17 protein-coding genes, 1 tRNA gene and 1 pseudogene are annotated in these 19,546 nt (G+C 65.7%); 8 read left to right on the top strand and 11 right to left on the bottom strand.

What is annotated here, in order from left to right:
• From MVA01S_RS05775 to MVA01S_RS05765, 3 genes are all read right to left on the bottom strand, one after another.
• Window positions 1-1,155: DUF7159 family protein (locus MVA01S_RS05775; protein WP_060941553.1), on the bottom strand; the 1,155-nt coding region annotated here is incomplete at its 3' end.
• Window positions 1,156-1,384: 229 nt separating this feature from the next.
• Complete coding sequence (dcd, locus tag MVA01S_RS05770) at window positions 1,385-1,957, bottom strand: dCTP deaminase (RefSeq protein ID WP_003932970.1); 573 nt, start codon at window positions 1,955-1,957, stop codon at window positions 1,385-1,387.
• Between the two features lie 28 nt (window positions 1,958-1,985).
• On the bottom strand, window positions 1,986-2,492 hold the full coding sequence (locus MVA01S_RS05765; protein ID WP_060941552.1) for a cupin domain-containing protein: 507 nt from the start codon (window positions 2,490-2,492) through the stop codon (window positions 1,986-1,988).
• Between the two features lie 86 nt (window positions 2,493-2,578).
• Here MVA01S_RS05765 and MVA01S_RS05760 point away from each other — a divergent pair.
• The 3 genes from MVA01S_RS05760 to MVA01S_RS05750 all read left to right on the top strand — a co-directional run bounded on the left by MVA01S_RS05760 (window position 2,579) and on the right by MVA01S_RS05750 (window position 3,920).
• Window positions 2,579-2,652: transfer RNA gene (locus MVA01S_RS05760), tRNA-Gly, on the top strand.
• A gap of 95 nt (window positions 2,653-2,747) precedes the next feature.
• On the top strand, window positions 2,748-3,047 hold the full coding sequence (locus tag MVA01S_RS05755) for a DUF4193 domain-containing protein (protein ID WP_003932972.1): 300 nt from the start codon (window positions 2,748-2,750) through the stop codon (window positions 3,045-3,047).
• Window positions 3,048-3,101: 54 nt separating this feature from the next.
• Window positions 3,102-3,920 (top strand): endonuclease/exonuclease/phosphatase family protein, encoded by an 819-nt coding sequence (locus MVA01S_RS05750; protein ID WP_003932973.1) that lies wholly within the window; start codon window positions 3,102-3,104, stop codon window positions 3,918-3,920.
• Window positions 3,921-4,239: 319 nt separating this feature from the next.
• Here MVA01S_RS05750 and MVA01S_RS31250 read toward each other — a convergent pair whose 3' ends face one another.
• A complete protein-coding gene (locus MVA01S_RS31250; RefSeq protein WP_003932974.1) occupies window positions 4,240-4,731 on the bottom strand; it encodes a hypothetical protein in 492 nt (163 codons plus the stop codon).
• 291 nt (window positions 4,732-5,022) lie between these two features.
• Here MVA01S_RS31250 and MVA01S_RS31245 point away from each other — a divergent pair, with 291 nt between their 5' ends.
• Window positions 5,023-5,460, top strand: a complete 438-nt coding sequence (locus tag MVA01S_RS31245) for a hypothetical protein (RefSeq protein WP_144033080.1) — start codon at window positions 5,023-5,025, stop codon at window positions 5,458-5,460.
• 295 nt (window positions 5,461-5,755) lie between these two features.
• Here MVA01S_RS31245 and MVA01S_RS30225 read toward each other — a convergent pair whose 3' ends face one another.
• From MVA01S_RS30225 to MVA01S_RS05730, 6 genes and pseudogenes are all read right to left on the bottom strand, one after another.
• Window positions 5,756-7,756 carry an SIR2 family protein gene (locus tag MVA01S_RS30225; RefSeq protein WP_081529160.1) on the bottom strand — a complete coding sequence of 667 codons (2,001 nt, stop codon included), beginning with the start codon at window positions 7,754-7,756 and terminating at the stop codon, window positions 5,756-5,758.
• Between the two features lie 151 nt (window positions 7,757-7,907).
• Window positions 7,908-8,111, bottom strand: a complete 204-nt coding sequence (locus tag MVA01S_RS31240; RefSeq protein ID WP_144033081.1) for a hypothetical protein — start codon at window positions 8,109-8,111, stop codon at window positions 7,908-7,910.
• A gap of 218 nt (window positions 8,112-8,329) precedes the next feature.
• A complete protein-coding gene (locus MVA01S_RS05745; protein WP_003932976.1) occupies window positions 8,330-9,865 on the bottom strand; it encodes a recombinase family protein in 1,536 nt (511 codons plus the stop codon).
• Between the two features lie 520 nt (window positions 9,866-10,385).
• Window positions 10,386-11,150 (bottom strand): annotated as a pseudogene (locus MVA01S_RS32405) (DUF222 domain-containing protein); the annotation flags it as partial.
• A gap of 156 nt (window positions 11,151-11,306) precedes the next feature.
• The gene (locus MVA01S_RS05735; protein ID WP_003932978.1) at window positions 11,307-11,579 is read right to left on the bottom strand and encodes a hypothetical protein; all 273 of its coding nucleotides are present in this window, start codon (window positions 11,577-11,579) and stop codon (window positions 11,307-11,309) included.
• Window positions 11,580-11,693: 114 nt separating this feature from the next.
• A complete protein-coding gene (locus MVA01S_RS05730) occupies window positions 11,694-12,194 on the bottom strand; it encodes a peroxynitrite isomerase (protein WP_003932979.1) in 501 nt (166 codons plus the stop codon).
• A gap of 140 nt (window positions 12,195-12,334) precedes the next feature.
• On the opposite strand from MVA01S_RS05730, the gene MVA01S_RS05725 reads away from it, so the two are divergent.
• The 4 genes from MVA01S_RS05725 (at window position 12,335) to MVA01S_RS05710 (ending at window position 18,701) form a co-directional block, all read left to right on the top strand.
• Window positions 12,335-14,089 carry a hypothetical protein gene (locus MVA01S_RS05725; protein ID WP_003932980.1) on the top strand — a complete coding sequence of 585 codons (1,755 nt, stop codon included), beginning with the start codon at window positions 12,335-12,337 and terminating at the stop codon, window positions 14,087-14,089.
• A 110-nt stretch (window positions 14,090-14,199) separates the two neighbouring features.
• Entirely contained in the window at window positions 14,200-15,054 is an 855-nt protein-coding gene (locus MVA01S_RS05720) for a glycoside hydrolase family 16 protein (RefSeq protein WP_003932981.1), read from the top strand.
• A 248-nt stretch (window positions 15,055-15,302) separates the two neighbouring features.
• The gene (locus MVA01S_RS05715; RefSeq protein WP_003932982.1) at window positions 15,303-17,201 is read left to right on the top strand and encodes a lipocalin family protein; all 1,899 of its coding nucleotides are present in this window, start codon (window positions 15,303-15,305) and stop codon (window positions 17,199-17,201) included.
• A 90-nt stretch (window positions 17,202-17,291) separates the two neighbouring features.
• Window positions 17,292-18,701, top strand: coding sequence for a selenium-binding protein SBP56-related protein (locus tag MVA01S_RS05710; protein WP_003932983.1), 1,410 nt, complete (start codon window positions 17,292-17,294; stop codon window positions 18,699-18,701).
• Here MVA01S_RS05710 and MVA01S_RS05705 read toward each other — a convergent pair.
• On the bottom strand, window positions 18,686-19,543 hold the full coding sequence (locus MVA01S_RS05705; RefSeq protein WP_003932984.1) for a cytochrome c biogenesis CcdA family protein: 858 nt from the start codon (window positions 19,541-19,543) through the stop codon (window positions 18,686-18,688). The genes MVA01S_RS05710 and MVA01S_RS05705 overlap by 16 nt on opposite strands.
• Window positions 19,544-19,546: the final 3 nt, after the last annotated feature.

Here is a 19,546-nt window from a genome sequence, read left to right as displayed (position 1 = left end):
GGGCGCCGCCGGTGCGGGGGGTGGCGCCGCGGGCGCCGGGGCAGGCGCCTGCTCGACGTACACGGTGCGCGGGGCCTGCTGCTGGGGCGCTTCCTGCACCACCGGGATCGGGGGCTTGATGGTCTCGGCGGACGGCGGAGGCGCGGGCACCTGGGCAGCCTCCTGCCGGGCCGGGGCCGGGTCGGGGGGCGGAGCCTGGACACTCGGCACGATCACGGCCTGCGCGGGGCTCGGACGCTCGTCGGCCGTGGGCCGGATGCTGATGGCCAGCGAGACCACCAGAGCGGCCACGCCGACCACGAACAGTGAGGTCAGTGCGCTGCCGACGAGCAGGAAGGGCTTACGCTCCTCGTCCACGGGACGCATCTCGGTCGGGGCGAACTCGTCGACGACGTCGTCGGCGACCACCATCCCGGGAAGCACCGATCCAGCCGTGGGACCGTCGGGGTCCTGGGAGTAGGCCAGCCCGACCGTGGTGGCCTCGAACGCGGGCGCGGCCGCCGAGGCCAGCGCGGCGCCGCGGGCCAGCGCCAACTCACCCTCGTCGGGGGCGCTGACCGGGAGCGAGACGAGATGTTCGAGGTGTGCCTTGACCGAGCTGATGTCCACCCCGGAGCCCACGACGAACATGCCCTGCGGCGGTGACTGCTGCGCGGCGACCGCAGCGGCCATCTCGGTGAGCACCGCCATCGCGTCGGTGCTGTGCAGGCTGCGGCTGAGCACCTTGACCACCGAGCCGTCGTCGGTCTGGACGACCGAAAGCGTCGCGGTGTCGCGGTCGATGAACAGCAGAGCCGTGGTGTCGTAGCCGACGGCGCGGCCCACCGCCTGAGCCAGTGAGGCCGCGGCGTGGCTTTCGGCGACGAGCATGACGTCGTCGATGCCGTGGGCGGCCAGCGCGTCGCGCAGCGCGGTCGCCTCGGTGTGGTCGCTCCAGGTGACGCCGATGGATTTGAGGTGGTGCCCGCCGGTCTCGGCGCTCTCCTTGGTGCCGAGCACGGCGGCGACGACATGCTCTGCGGCATTTGCCGAGCCGTCGACCGACGTGACGTCGAAGGCGTCGTGGTCGACGGTCACCCCGTCGGCCTTTTCGCCCTCAACCAGCACCATGCGGACCGTCGTAGGTGTCATCGATACACCCAGTACGATGTCCACGAAACCCCTCCCAAAGTTTGCTGCAGCGTTGCGGTCGGCATGCACCACGCGGGCACGGCGAGCCGACAACTCGATACTTCATCGGCGCGATCAGCTTGGGCGTTACATCGGCGCTGTTAGCTGACAGCGGGTGAAGATCAGGCCGGAACGCATCGGCACGGAGGACCGCTGGCGCCGGTGTTGACGACACTACTCGCGTCGGGTGGGACGCGTGGGGAGCGTTTTTCGGTCAGGTGTTCTGGATGAAGTTCTGGTAGGAACGCGACGGGGTGGGGCCGCGCTGACCCTGGTACTTCGAGCCCACCGAGCTGCTGCCGTAGGGGTGCTCGGCCGGGCTGGTCAGGCGCAGCAGACACAGCTGGCCGATCTTCATGCCGGGCCACAGCGTGATGGGCAGGTTCGCGACGTTGGACAGCTCGAGGGTGATGCGCCCGGAGAAGCCGGGGTCGATGAACCCGGCGGTCGAATGGGTGAGCAGCCCGAGGCGGCCCAGCGAGGACTTGCCTTCGAGGCGGCCGGCGAGGTCGTCCGGCAGCGTGCAGAGTTCCAGCGTCGAGCCGAGTACGAACTCGCCGGGGTGCAGTACGAACGGCTCGCCCTCTTTGGGCTCGACGAGTGAGGTCAGATCGTCCTGACGCTGTGCGGGGTCGATGTGGGTGTAGCGGGTGTTGTTGAAGACCCGGAACAGGGTGTCGAGGCGGACGTCGACGCTGGAGGGCTGGACCAGGCTGTCGTCGTACGGCTCGATCCCCAACTTGCCCGCTTTGATCTCGGCCCTGATGTCGCGGTCGGAGAGCAGCACCGCACGAGAGTATCCGTAGCTCGCCCGGTCAGGGGCAGGCGGCGGGCGCGTCGTCGCGCACCGCGCGGTCGGCGGGCAGCGTGTAGGTGACCACGGCGTCGGCGTCGCCCGGGCCTTCGTTGCGCACGATGTGCGGGACGAAGGCCCGGGTGACCACGGCGTCGGCGTCGCCCGGGCCTTCGTTGCGCACGATGTGCGGGACGCCGGCCGGGATGTAGACGGACCGGCCGGCCGGGTAGGCGATCGGCACGCAGTCCGGGGCGGACTGGACGTAGACGATGCCCTCCGTGATCACGGTGTGTTCGGGGCCTGGATGGGTGTGCCAGCCGCTGGCGGCGGGGCCGTTGAGCTCGAGCTGCTGGACGTACAGCGTGGTCGGGTGGCCGACCGAGACGATCACGACGGGCACGTCGGTGGTGCCCTGCCCGAGATCGGCGCGCTCGATGTCGCCGTCGGGCGGCGTGGCACCGGCGGTGGCCGACGTGGCAGCGACGAGGACGGCGGTGACGGCGGTGATGGTGACGGCGTGTTTCATGGCTTACCCCCGGGAATGTGCGTGACCAGCGTGCGGCCACCTCCACGGCGAGGAACCGCTAGGTGTTAGCCTTCCTGATCAAGCAGGCCGGTGTAGTTCAATGGCAGAACATCAGCTTCCCAAGCTGAATACGCGGGTTCGATTCCCGTCACCGGCTCCACTTTCCGAAGCGTTGGTTTCACCCCCTGTCCCAGCGGGAACGCATCGGCCGCCATCGACGTTGAGTCACGGCTGAGAGCTCACCGAAAGGACATCATGGCGACCGACTATGACGCGCCCCGCCAGAAGGACCCCGACGAGAACGTCGACGAGTCCCTCGAGGCGTTGGCAGGACGACGCAACGACGCGGCCACCGCTGTCCTCGACGTCGAGGACAGCGAAGACCTGGACAGCTTCGAGCTGCCCGGAGCTGACCTGTCGGGCGAAGAGCTGACCGTGCGGGTGCTTCCCAAACAGCCCGACGAGTTCACGTGCTCGAGCTGCTTCCTGGTGCATCACAGCCACCGGTTGGCGCGCAAGGTCGGCGAGCAGTCGATCTGCGCAGACTGCGCCTGACCGCCGGCCCACCGGATGGGCTGGCCACGGTGGCCGCGCCGGCGACGGGTCGCGGTGCGTCGCTTCGACGACGTGACCGGTCAGTGGACCTCCACCGCCGGCGCCGTGCAGGGCGGCCCCCGCGACACGCTGTCGGTCTCGACGTTCAACATCTGGTTCGATCCGTTCCACGCCCCTGAGCGATACCGGGCGATCGCGGATCTGTTGGGTGCCCAACCGCCCGATGTCATGGTGTTCCAGGAAGTGACCGACGCGGCGCTCGCGGTCTTCCACGACCAGCCGTGGATCCGGCAGCACTACTGCAGTGCGGCCGTGACCGGCAGCCGCGTCGGGACCTACGGGATGCTGCTGTTGTCCCGGGTGCCGTTGGCGGGAGTCACGCACATCTGCCTGCCGTCCGGCGCTCGGCGCGGGTTTCTGCGTGCCGAACTGCTCGTCGATCACGCGCCGACGGTGATCTGTGCAGTGCACCTGGACAGCGGCAAGCGCTCGGCCGGCCTGCGGGCCCGGCAGCTGCGGCGGGTCTTCGGTGCGCTGGAGCGTGACGTCGACGCCGTCGTCCTCGGCGATTTCAACATGCGCGACAACGAGAATCAGCGGATCACGGCGCCGTTCACCGACGCGTGGTTGGCGTTGCGGCCCGACGACGACGGCTTCACCGAAGACACCGCGATCAACGCCATGCGCTACGACAGCACGAACAAGGAACGATTCGTCCGGTTCGACCGGATCCTGGTCAAGGGGCCGCAGTGGCACCCGCACGCGATCGAACTGCTCGGCACCGAACCGATCTCGCCTCATCTGCCCCGCGTCTTCCCGTCCGATCATTTCGGCCTTCGCTGCCTGCTGACTCGAAATACTAAGTCTCCGTAGATGACTCGGCACTCTCCTCGGCGTTGGCCCGGCGCTCGTCGCCGATCCGCCGGCGGCGGGCCTCGGCGCGGGTGATCGCCCGCTTGGGCATCGTCAGACCCGCGATGTGCTTGGGCGGAGGAGTCCTCGCCCCGGTGACGGGGGCCGTCGGCGCACACAGTTCCGGGAACAGCAGCCGACTCCCGGGGTGTGTGGTGTAGGTGTCGCCGTCCGGATCGGTCCAGACCAGGGCGCCGTCGGGGAGCTGCTGGGTCGACCACCCGGGCCAGAACGTCTTCAGCAGGTGATGTCAACGGCTGGCCCAAGAACGTTCTAGCTATCAGGTTGCGTCCGGGTCGTAGCCTGGCTCGCCGAACAGCGTATTGACCTCGTCTTGATTGACCGCGACCCGCTTGAGCAGCTGACCGCGCGGTCCATACAGCGACACGTGCACCGTTGGCCGTCGGTCGGCGGTCGGGTCGTTGTCGGGGCCAGTGACGTCTGTAGGTACGCGACCCCCAGGTGGTTCTCGGCGTATCCGTTCCCGCGCCCACTTGACCGCCCCGGTCATCGATGCGTACGCCGCACCGCCGATAAGACCCGCCGCGACATTCTCCCCAATGAATACGGAGATGATCTCGATCGGTGCCCACAGGTCCGCCCCGCCCCCTGGGCTGTAATGCAGACGGGCCGAGACCCCCTCTGCTGCTAGGTAGGCGGGCAGTTCCGCCGTCATGGCCCTTTGCGGGGGACTGCCGTCGTAGAGCGCGCCAAGCACCTCCACATCTACGGTGATTGGCGCGTTTGCCGCGTCGGCGGCATCAACCGTCATGCGTGAACTCTACGGCGGCGACCGAGGGCACTCGCGATCTCGGCCGGCCCTCAGTGGGCAGCTATCGCCGCGCGTGAGAAATCGCCCAGGATCTTGGCCATTTGGGGATGCGTCACTGCGTGGAGCATTGCGTTCGCCTCAAGCCTTCCGATCATCCCCCACCTGGGGGGGTAACTCTCTGACACCCGCCACACGGTTCCTACTGACCGAAGAGCAGACATGAAGAGTCTGATATGGGGGAATCCCTTCGATGTCCCCAACAAATGCGGGGAAATCTGATACTCTCTACGCATGTCCGACTTACAGGGGAACCCACTCAGCGATGCGCTCGCGCGCCTCGATGCGGACATTGCCGCCACGGAAGAACGCCTCAAGCGTCTGCGCGAGATGCGTGACAGCATCCCACAGTTCGTAGAGCAGTACGTGTCTTCCCCTTTGGAAATCTCCGACGTGGAGTCCCTAAGTAAAAATCGAGATGATGAAACCGAAACGTCTGGCTCGTACACCAGCCTGGTGTTTAACGTCCTAAAGGAAAGCCCCAACACTGCGCTCGATGTAGGCGATGTCCAGGAAAGACTCCGCAGCCAGGGCTGGAAAGACATATCGCAAGGCACAGCGCGCAACGCCCTCTACTACCTTGTGCGAACGCGGAGACTCCAAAAAGGAACGCGCCGTGGAACGTTTGTTTTCAAAGATCGTTCGTCAGTACCCGAAGCTCTTGAGAGCTAAGGCCAATTGGGAAGATACTTGGACCTTCCCATCAATAGAGGAAAAGCATCGCCCTAGGGGATCACCTGGCTTCCAAAACCAGCGACCACAGGCTTCCAAAACCTGTGTCCCCTAGTGGAAGTCGGGAGGACTGAACTCGAGCTGCCCTCTCGGCGACCGGCCGGTGGCGTTACGTCTGACAGGGCGGGCGCCACCGGCCCCCTCATTCTCTTTCTGATGCGTTCCTAGTGTAGCGGAAGGCCGCTGGACCATTCGAGGAAAGTCAGTAACGGATTTCCGTAGCCATATACCAGAGCTACTCCGCCGCAGGCTTGCCGGTGTCGAGCCAAATTCTGTCTGGCAGGGTGGGCGCCCATCTCCAAGATTCGGAGTCACCCCGTCTCCCCACCGCGTGGCTCACAGCTTGAATTGCTGTACTCAGGCCGAGCCATCGCTCGGGAACGTTCTCCACGTCACCCCCGATTCCGGCGATGATTGTTGGATGCTGATCCCTCTCCAACCACAGGTCGTCTTTCAAACGTTGGGCGACAGGACATACCCACGTATCCATGCCGTGGCTGTCTCGCGCAAGTAAGTGCTGCCGGGTCAGCGGAACCGTCTGAGCAAGACTGTTAAGGCACTCCAAACGTCGTTGGTTGACCTGTTCGCGCTTTTTGATTATCAGCTGCGGATCTACTGAGGTGGACCCCAGATCGGGGTACTTTTCTAACGAGACATTTATTTCTCGCTCCAATTCGTTGTAGTTATAAGCATTCCTTTGGAAGAGCAACATTGGCTGCGCCAGGGTGGCTAGTCGTAATATCTCGAACTCTTGCCATGCGTCGCTCAGTGTCTCTCCGCTTATAGAAAGCGCCTCCGCCAGAAGGTGGCTCGTCAAGAGGTAATGCCGATGGTGGGAATCCTCAAATCCCTCGTAAATCCCTCCTGGATCGAGTACCTCGGAGAGCAGTTGGCGACGTCCATACCTGAGGGGGTTGTCTCTGTTGGTTCGGAGTATGCGGGCGAGCAAGCCGTATCGCCTTTTTAACACTGCTGATACGCCAGCACTATAGAACAGAATTGAACCCGCGACCATACGCAATTCCAGCAAGGCTGTCAGTCCGCCGCTGCGCACCGGGACCGCAAATCGCTCTAGATGAGGTAACCACCAGTCATCGTTCTCGGAACGACCCCAATAAGCTAATACCGCGACAAGAGACGCTGTTACCTTCGTAGCTTCCTCGGTACTGCTAACTAGGTCCGCGTATCCTTCGTAGACTTTTCTGTCGTTGTAATCTGGGAGATGAAAATTCGAGTTAGCATGAAGATCCGCGAGTTCCGCTTGAAGAGTGTCGTGCAGGCGGATCGCGGTCCACCGACCAGACAACTCCCTCTTCGCTGTTTCTGCCGCGCTGCGAGCCGTCAACGGATGGCGAGCGCGGCTCACCTGCATTGACTCCACGGCGTCTGCAATACGGCCAAAGCCTTGCTGGGCTGTTAAACGGAGCAGAAGGGCATTCTTTAGTTGCACTAACTGGCTAGCTTCGGCCGATAGCGGCTCGATCGGTTCCATCCAGAGCATTGAGAATCGCAGTGGGTAATGGACTTTTATTGCCTCTCGTAGGGCTGGATCATATCGGGCAGACCAACCGCTAACGATGAGGCCATAGTTTACAAGAATTTGCCTCAGCATATTCTTGACCACAGGACGGTAAGCGTGCAGCTCAGCCTGCGTATTGAGCATTGATTCCGGGTACAAGTAATCACCGTGCAAATGAATTATGCAACAATCGAGAGTGTGCAGGGGGGCAAGCCCCCGTATGTCGGCCTCCGTCACCGCAACCGTGGGTTCGATACCCTCAGCCCGAATCGCTGCCTCTAATAGATGGTCGAAATTCATCGTCACGATGACTTTCACGGCACCGAGTTTTACGAGGCGAGCGATCGCTTGGTGCGCGATAGTCGGCGGCGCAATCGCAAAATCCTCGTCAGGTGCCGGAGCAGCATCGCGTTCGAAGAACTGCTTTAGTAATCGTTGTCGTTCAATTTGCGATGGAGCGATCTTCTCCAACACGGTCTCGTAGCGCGGCTCCGCCCGCATGTTCGTAGTCCACCATTCCTCAGCGGCATCAACCGCTATCTGTTCACCGTGGAGCGCCGCAACATCTACAATCAGACGTGTCAACACTTCCCAAGCGGTCGGTACGGCGGGTTTCGAGATTCCTGCGCCTACCAACACTGCGTATGCGCCTGGATTATTTTTTAAGGAGAATGCCAGAGACATCAGCGTCTCGTCGTTCTCGGTCAGGGTCGCCATACATGCAGGATAATCACGCCCAACCCGAAGGCTATCGACCCAATCCGCCCGCTACGTTAAACAGGCCATAACAGGCCACACTGTGTTACTTCACACCCCTTGGCAAAAATTGGCGGCGACAGGTCGGCCGGTTTCGGGGCCGTAAGACGGTTTACGGCTTGTTGGTCGACGGGGAGAAGACCGGGTTCTGGTCGACATCCGTGTGGCACATCCCCACAGCGGAGGAGTTGTACAGGTCCGCCATCAGGTTGACGAAGTGGATATTCAGCACCGCGTCTGCGTCCACCTTGATCTTCTCGATCTCGTTGGCCACATCGGGGTTCTCACGCAGGACGTTCGCGCGTTCTCTTTGCATCCGTAGGTGGAACTAGGACCCGGACTTGCGGATTACGCCCCGCCCCGACGCCCATGTCGATGAGCGAGCCGTCCCTGCTGACATCCTTTGTTCTTGACGACCTGACCCTGGTGTGGTGGCCGACCGCCTCTGTGCCGGAGGATTCCGCACCGTGGATCTCGATGGGGGCGGAACTTCTTGGCGTACCCGAGGGTCAGAGCGTGCGCGGCGTAGATGAACTACACCTTCCACACGAGACCGTCGTGGACCCGGTCGGGGTTGAAGGTTCTGTTGTGTGAGCCCCTGCCCACCGGTAGCACGGTGATCTCCAGCAGCAGATCCAGCACAGCGCGGAAGCGGTCGGCGGTGAGATCCTTTACCGCGTTGAGGATTGCCGCAGGGTTGCCCAGAGGCAATCCGTCGAGGACGCGCAGCCGTTCTTGATCCTGCACGCACCTGTCCAGCTCGGCCAGCTTCTCCTTGGCGCGTTCAGTGCGGCCTTTCAGCCGTGCACCGTCGATGATGCCGTCGTCGTACTCACGGTTGGCGGTCTCGATCTGGGTCAATAGGACGGCGCGCTCGGTACGGATGCGCTCGGCCTCGGTGCTGTCGTGGGCCTTGTTGACCAGCAGGTCGCCGGCATCCGCACGTCCCAGCCTGTCGCTGACGATCTCGTGGAGCAGCGGCTCAACGTCGTTGGCTCGGATAGCGCAGCCACGGCAATCTTTACAGCTATAGACGATCTCGTGACCAGCGTCGTTCGATCCGTGCCGGGGTGCAGCCCACTTGCCGTTGAGACGACCATCACCGCACTTCCCGCACTGCATCACGCCGGTCAGAATGTGCCGCCGAACAGACTTCGTCCCAGGTTGGCGAACCAGTCTCGGGCCAGTCTTCGTCATCACAGTGCGAGTACCCGCACTGATCTTCGATTGCGTGGCGTACCAGGTAGATTCGCTGACCAGCGCGGGCCACGTACCCTTCACGGGCTGGTCGTTGGTGTCAGTGACGATGACATCGTTGTGGGCGCGGAGGCCGGCGTTGCGGGGTGAGCGCAGGAACAGCGACAGGGTTGACGCCGACCACGGTTTGCCCGTTAGGCCGAACGCGCTCTGGTTGTTGAGCCACTGGGCGGCGTCAGTGATCGAACCTCCGGCGAGGACATCCCGATACACCTGGTCGACCAGTGGCGCGGTGACCGGGTCCAGCCGGTGATGAGGGTTTCTGCAGTTCGCGGCGCACTCGGCGGTGTGCTCACCGGAGGTGTAGCCGAACGCGTGACGCCATTGCGGGATGCCGCGCTCGGCCTTCTGGCGGGCGGCACGGCGCATCCTGACTTTCATCACCGCGATCTCGTGCTCGGCGAAGGAGGTGTTCATCTGGGCCATCAGCACTCCGGAGGGTGAGTCGAGGTCGATGTCGCCCTGACGATTGGTGCTGAGCAGAATGGGGCGGTCGATTCCGGCGAAGAACTCCCGCAAGGTCTCGAGTTCCGACATCATGCGCCACCCGCGGTCAAGACTCCATGCGGCGATGGCGTCCCTCTTGCCTGCCTTGATGTCGGAGAGCAGCTTGTCCCACTTGGGACGTTCCTTGCCGTTGGACGCGGAGCGGTCGTTGTCGATGTAGAACTCCGCAGGGTCCCATCCCTTGGCCTCGCATAGGGCGGACACGTCCTCGCGCTGACGGTCGATGCCTTTGCGCTTGTCGTTCGGGTCCGATGAGATACGCAGGTAGCAGCCGGCGCGGATAGGTGTCTTGGTGTTTGCTGTCATGCCAAGAACGTAGTTCACGCAACCGACAATGTTCTCGGCACAGGCAGACCAGGTTGGACGCACACGTCGGCCCGTACGGATACGGGATGGTGTGGTCGATGTCGGCGTGAGTGGCGGGTTTGGCGCAGCCGGGGAATCGGCACGTCTGATCGCGACACCGCACAAAGTCGGCCAGCGCCCTCGACGGTCGGTACCGCGGCTCGGGCGCCGCACTGCCGGGATGGACGAGTCGCCGCACCACGGCGTGCACCGCAGCCTGCGCCGCGACCGGCGCGGGAAGGACACCACCACCGAGAATGACTCCCGGCCGAGCCGGGCAGAACTGGCCTTCTCCAGGCGCGAGGGCCGCGATCAACCCGCGCAGGGTGTAGCGGTACCACGGCTTGGGCAGCAACGGACTTCGCGCGCCCACCAGGGCACGGCGCTGAGACGTCAGATCGCCGCGACGGCGCTCTTCCGCCGGCTGCGGATCATGCGCTGGTTCCGTTGACGTGCAGTCGGATTCGTCCTCCACATTTTCCGGGCCGACGATCACGTGGACCACCACACCGCCGGCGGCGGGCCTGCCGGCAGCTTCGCACCCGTCGGTCTCGCACAGGCACGGGAGCCGGTCCCAGCCGAAACCCATCGCGCCCATCGCTGCCGCCCGGCGCTGATCCAGATCGCGCGGATCCCGGTCGCACACCGTGCGGGCCAACGCGTCGGCGCGCCTGTCGAAGGCCTCGCCATCGGTCGTCGACACCCTGGCCGTCACATAGGCGACGCCGTCACCGGGATCAGCGTCCACATCCACGTGGTTCCCTCGGCTGCTCGATTCGTTGCGCCGCACGGCGTGGGGGTCATGCCGCAGGACCAGGGCGTCGATATCGCGCCGAACCTCGGCAAGGGTCTTGGCTCCCCATCCCCGCAACATCTCGGCGGCCTCGGCATCCAGCCGGCGCAACGCGCCGGCCTCCTTGACCAACATCGTGCGCGTGCAGATCAGGTGGACCGCGCGGTAATTGATCAGCCCGTCGGCGAACACCTCACCTACGCGGGGCAGGCGCTCGCGCAGGGTGACCGCATCCATCAGGAGTCCGCTGACGACGCCGCTGGTGACCGCGTGCGCCGCGCCGATCCGCGCGCACACCGCGCCCCAGTTGTCCACCCGCCACTGCTCGCGCTCCGCCGACCCGGAGGCCGCGTAGGCGGCCGCCAACATGTCGGCCATGTACGAAAGGCGCGCCGCACACGCGGCGTTCTCCAGCCGGGCGCACGCCCGGAGGCCATCCCCGGGGGTCCGCACCGCGGCGAGGGAGGCGAGAATTCTGTCGAACACACTTTCGAATTTAGTCGCCGGCAGGCACTTCAGGCCTTGCCACGACCGGATCTGTGGATGGATCCTCCACTGTGGACAACCTGCGCCTGCCGGGCAGATATGTCAGTGCGAGGTGTTATCGGGTCAGTCCGGAACGCAGTCGATGAAGACGGTCACGGCCTTGGGCTGATCGCGCTTCTCGGTCGCCTCTTCGACTTCGCAGAACACCAACGCCGAACCGTTGCCGCCGATCACCTCAACCTGGTAACCCTGGCTCTGCAACTGGTTGACGGCCTGCTCGGCGTTCTCCGGCAGAGTGTCGTCGTCGACGGGCTGCGCGAACGCACTGCCCGCGAACGCCATCGCCCCCGAGATCATCGCCGCGCCGACCGAGGCTGTCCATGCGAGCCGTTTCATCAGAAACCCCCTTCTCACAGCCGCAGTCCCGTCACGCGACGTCACCGATCCTGCGCCCGCCTGCCCAAGGGGATTCCCGGACGCCCGCGATCCCAACCTCAGAGAACACGTTGATCAGGAGGGCATGACCCGGCGCAGCACGGCTGACAGATGGTGCTGCAGTGGCTGACCGACGGCCGCCATTCGCAGGGTGTAGCTGAGGATGTCCCCGTCGACCTGGATCGTCCGACCGACGGCCGTCACCTCTTTCGCCGATCCGCTGCGGCCGATGACGGTCGAGAGCAGCTCCATCCGCAGCACGTCGCCGTCGACCGTCAGCGTCCCCTCCTGGATCTCGGTGATGCCGGTCGGGTGCGCAAGGATCCATTCGGCACGGTCCGGCGCGGGCGCGCGCAGGTAACCGGTCTCGGCGTGCAGCGGCCGACCGTCGTCGGCGGCCCGGGTGCGCTGACGGTAGGCCAGGAACGGCTTACCGACGTGACCGAAGCTGATCTGCTCGCGGTAGCCGAACGTTTCGATCGTCGGATATTCGCCGACGCCCTCACCAGACCAGCTGCCCAGCAGTGGCGCCAGCACAGCCACCTGGGGATGCAGGTCAGGAGCGGGAGCGGCCATCAGCCCAGGCTACGCCGCGTGCACAGCGGCCCTCCGGCTGAATGCTCATTAACTTTTTCCGCGATTCCGAGGACCGGACCCGCGCGACAACGTATGTTGTCACGGTCTCGGATGCCGTTGCCAGAAGGGAGTCGTCCGTGATGCCAGAGGTCGATCCGGCGGAGAGCCGCCACAGAGTCCGGTCGCTGACGTACGGAATCGCGGCGATCACCGTCGCCGCCGTCGTAGCGGCGGTTCCGGTGCAGGGGACGGCCTGGGCGGAATCCCCCACCGCAGAGTCGACCTCGAACGTCACCGACAGCGCGCCTGCCAAGACCGAGACCGACACGGACACCGAGACCGACGTCGACGCGGCGCCGGTTGACGAAGCACCGGTTGACGAAGCCCCGGTCGAGGACGAGTCGCCGCCCGAGGACGAAGTCGCCGACGAACCTGTCGACGATGAATCAGGCGCCGACGAACCAGGCGCCGACGAACCAGCCGATGACGAATCAGGCGCCGAGACCGAACCGGAAACGGAATCGGGGACCGCACCGGATTCGGAGCCGGAACCGGCCGCGGATTCCGAAGTTATTGGCACAGAACCCGATTCACAGCCGCGCTTGGGGCGCCGGGCGTCCGTCGTCGACCGTCCCGAGCACGAGACCCAGACCGCCGCCCACACAGACACCACTGCGATCGCAACGCTCGCCCCGGCTCCGGCACTGATCCCGGCCGTCGCCACGACGACCACCATCGAGGCGCCGCCCAACGCGCCGAAACCGTTGTCGCCGCTGGCGAAACTGCTGCAGCTGCCAGGCCGCATCGTCAATGCGTTCCTCCAGACGTTCGGCTTCAGTACGTCGGCGGGCCGTCCCGGCGTCCCGAACGGCCTCGGGCCGATCAACGATCTGATCTTTGGTGCCTTCCGCGAACTGGAGCGGCTGCTGGGTCTGCATCGCACGCCGCCCCCGCAGCCTGAGGTGCCGACCCTGGTCTACGACGGCCCCACGACGGAGAAGACTCCGACGGTGGCGCAGCTCCTGAACGCGTCCGCAGCGGGCTATGTACTCGGCTCCACCCCTGCCGGGCTGGTGCCGTTCACCGTCAACGGATTTCAGATGTCTTCGACCAACATCTTCTCCGGCATGGTGGCCAAGACCTGGGTGACCCCGGAGGGGCAGATCATCATCGCCTACCAGGGCACCACCGGCGGATCGAACCTGCTGTTCAACCCGCTGATCACGATCTCGCAGGTGCTCGCAGACCTTCAGGTGGTGTTCACCAGGACCACGCCGTGGGCCTTCCACGACGCACTGTACTTCGCGAAGCGGGTCCAGATCAGAGCAGCCGAGCAGGGTTACACGTCCGACGACATCTTCGTCACCGGTCATTCGCTGGGTGGCTGGGAAGCTCAGTACGTCGCGCAGCAGATCGGCCTCGCCGGAATCGGATTCGAGGCGCCCGGCATCAACACCCGGGTTCCGGGCAACGGCGTCGACTCGAAGTTCGTCAACATCGGCACCTACGGCAGCTCTGCGCCGTACATGGCCACGGATCTGCCTGGCCTGCAACCGTTCATGCCACCCTTTGTGCCCGGCGGCGGCAGCAAGCCGCACTACGGTCCGATCGTGATGGTCGGCGATCCCGCGGCCATGACGCCGCTGTACAACGCCTCCGCCTTGTGGGGCAAGGGCCTGATCGGCAGCACGATCTTCCTGGTCGACTACCTGATGAACTTCTTCCAGTACCACCTGCCCGGCGTGCAGGCCTATCACCTCGACGTCACACCCGATCCCGGCGTGATGCTGTTCCTGGGCACGGCTCGCGGACCTGTGCACACCGGCTACGGCGCGTTGACGATTCCCCAGCTGATGAAGGCCGCTTCGGACGACGGAATCCTGTTCCGTCCCTGATCGGCGGGATTCGTTGTTCACTTTTCCGCGACATCGGCGGCCTTTTCAGCCCAAATCACGGCCGCGGCGTTTACGGTTTGGGAGTGTCAAGCGTCGATCGTCGCAGCGCCATGATGTTGTTCGGGTTCGGTGTGGCAGCTGCCGCGCTGCCGTTACCGAGGGCGGGGGCGCAACCGGCGATCGGTGACGCGCCGGCACCGGGCCCCGGTCAGCCGGGCGTTCCCGAGGTCGCCGAGCCTGCCGCACCTGTGTTCCTGTTCGACGAGGAGTTCAACGGTCCGGCCGGCTCGCCGCCGGATCCGAGATGGTGGTTCATCGTCCCTGAGCGGGAGACCATCCGTAACCCCGTCGAATGGGACAAGCCCTTCAACATGGGCCGCTACGTCACCGACCAGGAACATGTGTTCCAGGACGGGAAGGGCAACCTGGTCATCCGCGCCACCCGTGGCGAAGGTGCGAACATCCAGGAGAAGTACGCCAGCGGAAAGGTCATCGGAAACTGGCGCGGCGGTGTCGGCACGACCTGGGAAGCCCGCATCAAGCTCAACTGCCTTACCGACGGCGCCTGGCCGGCTTTCTGGCTGATCAACGACAACCCCGTGCGTGGTGGCGAGATCGACCTCGTCGAGTGGTACGGCAACCGGGACTGGCCCTCGGGCACCACCGTGCACGCGCTGCTGGACGGCACCATGTTCCAGACCCAGAAGCACCCTGTCGACTCCGACTGGCACCGGTGGCGGATGACGTGGCTGCCGTCCGGAATGTACTTCTGGAAGGACTACGAGCCGGGGATGGAGCCGTTCTTCACGGTACTGGCCAACTCGTTGCCGGTCTGGCCGTTCAACGATCCGGGCTTCACCATGGCCCCGGTGTTCAATATCGCGGTGGGCGGCTCCGGCGGGCGCGAACCGGCGGGCGGCACCTACCCCGCCGACATGCTGATCGACTGGATCCGGGTCTTCTAGGACCAGCGGCCTCATCGCGACCGGGAAGTCACCGTGCTCGCCGACGACACGACCGCGCGGAGCATGGCGCCGGTATCGGCAGACCGTCGGCCGACGTCTACCTATACCGCTGTGGCACAACACTTTCCGGATATGGGGCGCCTCGGCTGCGTCGATTCCTCGCGACCCGGCCCCGCTAAAGTGACATCTCGCTGACGTAAGCGGACAATTGGATGTGCCCGCCCTCGCGCGCCGGTTAGATTCCGCCTGTGAACTCGAGACGCTGGGCGCTGTGGTTGTCGACGCTGGGCGCGGGCGCGGGTATCGCGCTGGGCGCCGGTCACGGTGTGGCCGCCGCCGACACCGAGACGTCGGCGGGCGCGGGTGCGGGTGCCGGTACGTCCAGCCAGTCCGAGTCCGACGACAAACGTTCCGTCACCGACACTTCCGACACGTCGGGCCCTTCCGGCACCACCGACACGTCAGGCACTTCCGGCACGCCAGACACTTCGGCCACGTCTGACGCGTCCGACTCACCGGACCCGGTTGAAGCGGACCCCGTCGACGCCGACCCGGTCGAGGCAGACCCCGTCGAAGCGGACCCGGTCGAGGCAGACCCCGTCGACGCCGACCCGGTCGAGGCGGAGCCGGCTTCGGTCACCGAACGTGCCGGGGCAAGGCACAGCGACGCAGCCGAGCCCGAGCTCACCGAAGCTGAGGTCGCCCAAGCCGAGGTCGCCGAAGCCGCGATCACCGAACCCGAGGCCCCTCGGCCCGAGGTCACCCCGGCCGTGCAGGCCGCCGCAGTCACGGGCGTCAAGACCGGCCGGGCCGCGCTCACGATTCCGGTGGGCCGCAACGGTTATACGACCCGCGCGGACTGGTATCTGCCGACGCAGGCGGACGGTTCGGTGGCGGCGACCGGGGTGATCTGGCTGCAGCACGGCTTCCTGGGCAACAAGGCGGCCCTGTCCAGGCTGGCCCAGACACTGTCGCAGCAGACCAACAGCATCGTGGTGGCGCCGAACCTGTCGTCGTTCCCGCTGGCCTGTTCCGGCTGCTGGATCAACGGCGTACCGATGCAGGAGGCCGTCGCGTCGATGTTCCTCGGCGACCGCGCATCGCTGACCACCAGCGCCAACACGGCCGGCTTCCTCGGCTCGCTTCCCGAGGAGTTCGTGCTCTCCGGCCAGTCCGGGGGCGGTGGCTTCGCCACGGCGGTCGGCGGCTACTACTCCGACGATCCGGCCAACAACGGCAGCCTGCGCGGCGTGGTGATGTTCGACGGCTACGCCTACAACGGTGTGATCCCGGGTGCGCTGGCCAAGATCGACGACCCGTTCATCCCCGTCTATCAGGTCGCCGCCCCGCCCCAGCCCTGGAACGGCAACGGATCGACCACCCGGGAACTGGTGGCGGCGCGCCCAGACCGGTTCGTCGGCGTGACCCTGGCCCGCGGCTCCCACGCCGACGCGCTGATCGGCGGAAACGCACTCTTCGACTTCTTCGCGCAGCTTGTCGCAGGGGTCTCGCCGCGCGGCAACACCGAGGCCGCGTACACGCTGGCCACCGGGTGGATCAACGACATGTACCTCGGCCTGGGCCCGGTCGACGGCAGCGGCATCTACGGGGTCCCCGGGCAGTACATCGTGCTGGGCGACGCCGCGGCCGTCGTGCTCGCTCCGGCGCCCGTGGTCGACCTGAACCGCTACCTCGGCACCTGGTACGAGGTCGGCAGCGTCAAACAGTTCTTCTCGATCGGCCTGGTCAACACCAAAGCCGTGTACAGCTTCAACCCGAACGGCTCGGTGCGGGTCGAGAACTCGGGCAACTACTTCGTCGACAACGGGCCGAAGTCGTCGATCGTCGGCGCGGCGTTGCCGGTGAATGCCGCCAACAACCGGCTCAACGTGCGGTTCGTCGGCGCGCCGTCGGCCAGGCCGCCGGGCAACTACTGGATCGTGGACCTCGACGACGACTACCAGTGGGCCGTCGTCACCGACTCCACCGGCGGAAGCGGATTCCTGCTCAGCCGCACCGCCGTCGTGTCGGCCGACTTCTACCAGGAACTGCTGGATCGGGCTTCGGTCAACGGCGTGAAGGGCCGGATCACGCCGACCCGGCAGCCCGCCCAAGCCCGCCGTAGGCGCGCCCGGTCGACGACATGAACGAACCACCGTTTCGGTGCCCGAAACGGCGGTTCAGGTCTGTCGCCGAGACTACGATCGGCACAGGGGCCCCATCGGGGAGGTGCCAACATGGCTCATCCGTCCATCGATCCGACGTTCTACCGGACCGCCGCCGAGGCGGCGGCAGCTCCGGACGAAAAGCTGGCCTACGTCGTGGCTTTCGATCGCGACGCCCGAAAACCCGATGCGATGACGGTCGTCGACGTGGAGCCGGGGTCGGCCACCTACGGGCGTGTGGTCGGCTGGACCGACGTTCCCGGCCGCGGTGACGAACTGCATCACTTCGGCTGGAATGCGTGCAGCAGCGCGCTCAAGCACGAAGGCCACGACATGCACGGCCTTGCCCGTCGGCATCTCCTGGTTCCCGGGCTGCGGTCGTCCAACGTCTACGTGTTCGACACCCAGCCGGACCCGCGGACCCCGGCGCTGGTCAAGACCATCGACGCGGCAAGCCTGTCGACCCGGGCCGGGTACTCGCGCCCGCACACGCTGCACTGCGGTCCCGACGGCGTCTTCCTGACCTGTCTGGGCGGCGCGGAGGGCGACGACGACGGACCCGGCGGGATCGCACTGCTCGACCACACGACGTTCGACGTGCTGCGCGCCTGGGAGACCGACCGCGGCCCGCAGCACTTCCACTACGACGCCTGGTGGCATCTGAATCAGAACGTGCTGATCTCCAGCGAGTGGGCCAGCCCATCGATGATCGAGAACGGTATCGTGCCGGAACTGTTGCTGGACAACAAGTATGGCCACGCCATACATTTCTGGGACCTCGCCACCGGCGAGCATCGGCAGCGTGTCGAGCTGGGCCCCCAGCACCAGATGGCGCTGGAAGTGCGACCGTCCCATGACCCCGAGGCGACGTGGGGCTTCGTCGGCGTCGTGATCTCCACCGAAGACCTGTCCGGATCGGTCTGGCGTTGGTTCCGCGACGGCGACGTCTGGAACGTCGAGAAGGTCATCACCGTTCCCGCCGAACCCGCCGACCCGGAGCTCCTGCCTCCCGCACTCAAGCCGTTCGGCGCGGTGCCGCCGCTGATCTCCGACATCGACTTGTCGGTCGACGACCGGTTCCTTTACGTGTCCTGTTGGGGCACAGGCGAACTCAAACAGTTCGATGTCTCCGATCCCGCGCGGCCGCGACCGACCGGATCGGTGCGGCTCGGTGGGATCGTGGGCCGCACCCCTCACCCCGCGATGCCCGACATGCCGTTGGCCGGCGGCCCGCAGATGGTCGAGGTCAGCCGCGACGGAAGCCGGGTGTACTTCACCAACTCGCTGTACGGGGCATGGGACGACCAGTTCTACCCCGATGGCGTCGGCGCCTGGATGGCCAAACTCGACGTCGCACCCGACGGTGGGCTGAGCCTCGACGAGAACTTCTTTCCGCACGGCGACGAGTTCCGCGGCCTGCGCGTCCACCAGATCCGGCTGCAGGGCGGCGACGCGTCGTCGGACTCCTACTGCTTCAGCTGACCGCGTCGGACGTATGCGCGTCTGAGGAGCCAGGCGGCGACCGCGGTCGCCGCGAGTAGGACCAGCCACGGCCACGGTCCCTGCCGGTGCACCCAACCGGCGATCGCGCCCTGCACCCGACCCGCGGCGGCGATGACCGGATCCGCGGGGTCGCCGCCGGCGAACAACCGGATTTCGTAGTAGCCGTAGTACGCGACGTAGAGTCCCACCAGAATCAGCGCGGCTCCACCGATTCGGTTGACGTACGGCAGGATCCGCCGGAGCGGATCGGCCAGCGCAGAACCCGCGACGGCGACGCTGACGGCCAGGGTGCCGACCACCAACGCGAATCCCGCGGCATAGGCCAGATAGACCCACACCCGTCCTGCGCCGGCAGTGCCGAGACCGGCGCCGGTGACGGCCAGGAACGGGCCCACCGTGCACGACAGCGACGCCAGCGCATAGCCCACCCCGTACCCGAACATCGAACCGAGCCGAGCTGTGGGGGCGGAGACGCCGGCGGTCACCCGGTCCGGCATCAGCACGGTCAGTGCCCGACCGGACAGCAGCCAGCCGCCGAGCACCACGAGCACGACGCCGACGACCACCGTGACGTAGGGCATGTACTGCTGCACCAAGGAAGCCAGGGCGACGGTCAGCACCCCGAAAACGGCGAACACCACAAGGAAACCGAGGGTCATCGCCAACGTCGCGGCGACCGCACGTCCCACCGCCGTCGAAACCCGGGTGCCGCTCCCACGCACCACCAGCGCGAGATAGGCGGGCAGCATCGCGAACCCACACGGGTTCAGCGCCGCCACCAGGCCGGCCGCGAACGCCAACCCGATCAGATTCTGCTGCACGCG

Source organism: Mycolicibacterium vaccae NBRC 14118 = CIP 105934 (assembly GCF_001552715.1).
Classification (GTDB): domain Bacteria; phylum Actinomycetota; class Actinomycetes; order Mycobacteriales; family Mycobacteriaceae; genus Mycobacterium; species Mycobacterium vaccae.
The sequence above is the reverse complement of the archived record's forward strand: the minus strand, read 5'-3'. Positions and strand labels throughout refer to the sequence as shown.

Bases quoted from the DNA above. Each gene is read 5' to 3' on its own strand.
- MVA01S_RS05765 (WP_060941552.1), bottom strand. From the start codon at position 2,492: ATGAAACACGCCGTCACCATCACCGCCGTCACCGCCGTCCTCGTCGCT.
- MVA01S_RS05755 (WP_003932972.1), top strand. From the start codon at position 2,748: ATGGCGACCGACTATGACGCGCCCCGCCAGAAGGACCCCGACGAGAAC.
- MVA01S_RS31250 (WP_003932974.1), bottom strand. From the start codon at position 4,731: ATGACGGTTGATGCCGCCGACGCGGCAAACGCGCCAATCACCGTAGAT.
- MVA01S_RS31245 (WP_144033080.1), top strand. From the start codon at position 5,023: ATGTCCGACTTACAGGGGAACCCACTCAGCGATGCGCTCGCGCGCCTC.
- MVA01S_RS30225 (WP_081529160.1), bottom strand. From the start codon at position 7,756: ATGGCGACCCTGACCGAGAACGACGAGACGCTGATGTCTCTGGCATTC.
- MVA01S_RS31240 (WP_144033081.1), bottom strand. From the start codon at position 8,111: ATGCAAAGAGAACGCGCGAACGTCCTGCGTGAGAACCCCGATGTGGCC.
- MVA01S_RS05745 (WP_003932976.1), bottom strand. From the start codon at position 9,865: ATGACAGCAAACACCAAGACACCTATCCGCGCCGGCTGCTACCTGCGT.
- MVA01S_RS05735 (WP_003932978.1), bottom strand. From the start codon at position 11,579: ATGAAACGGCTCGCATGGACAGCCTCGGTCGGCGCGGCGATGATCTCG.
- MVA01S_RS05730 (WP_003932979.1), bottom strand. From the start codon at position 12,194: ATGGCCGCTCCCGCTCCTGACCTGCATCCCCAGGTGGCTGTGCTGGCG.
- MVA01S_RS05725 (WP_003932980.1), top strand. From the start codon at position 12,335: ATGCCAGAGGTCGATCCGGCGGAGAGCCGCCACAGAGTCCGGTCGCTG.
- MVA01S_RS05720 (WP_003932981.1), top strand. From the start codon at position 14,200: ATGATGTTGTTCGGGTTCGGTGTGGCAGCTGCCGCGCTGCCGTTACCG.
- MVA01S_RS05710 (WP_003932983.1), top strand. From the start codon at position 17,292: ATGGCTCATCCGTCCATCGATCCGACGTTCTACCGGACCGCCGCCGAG.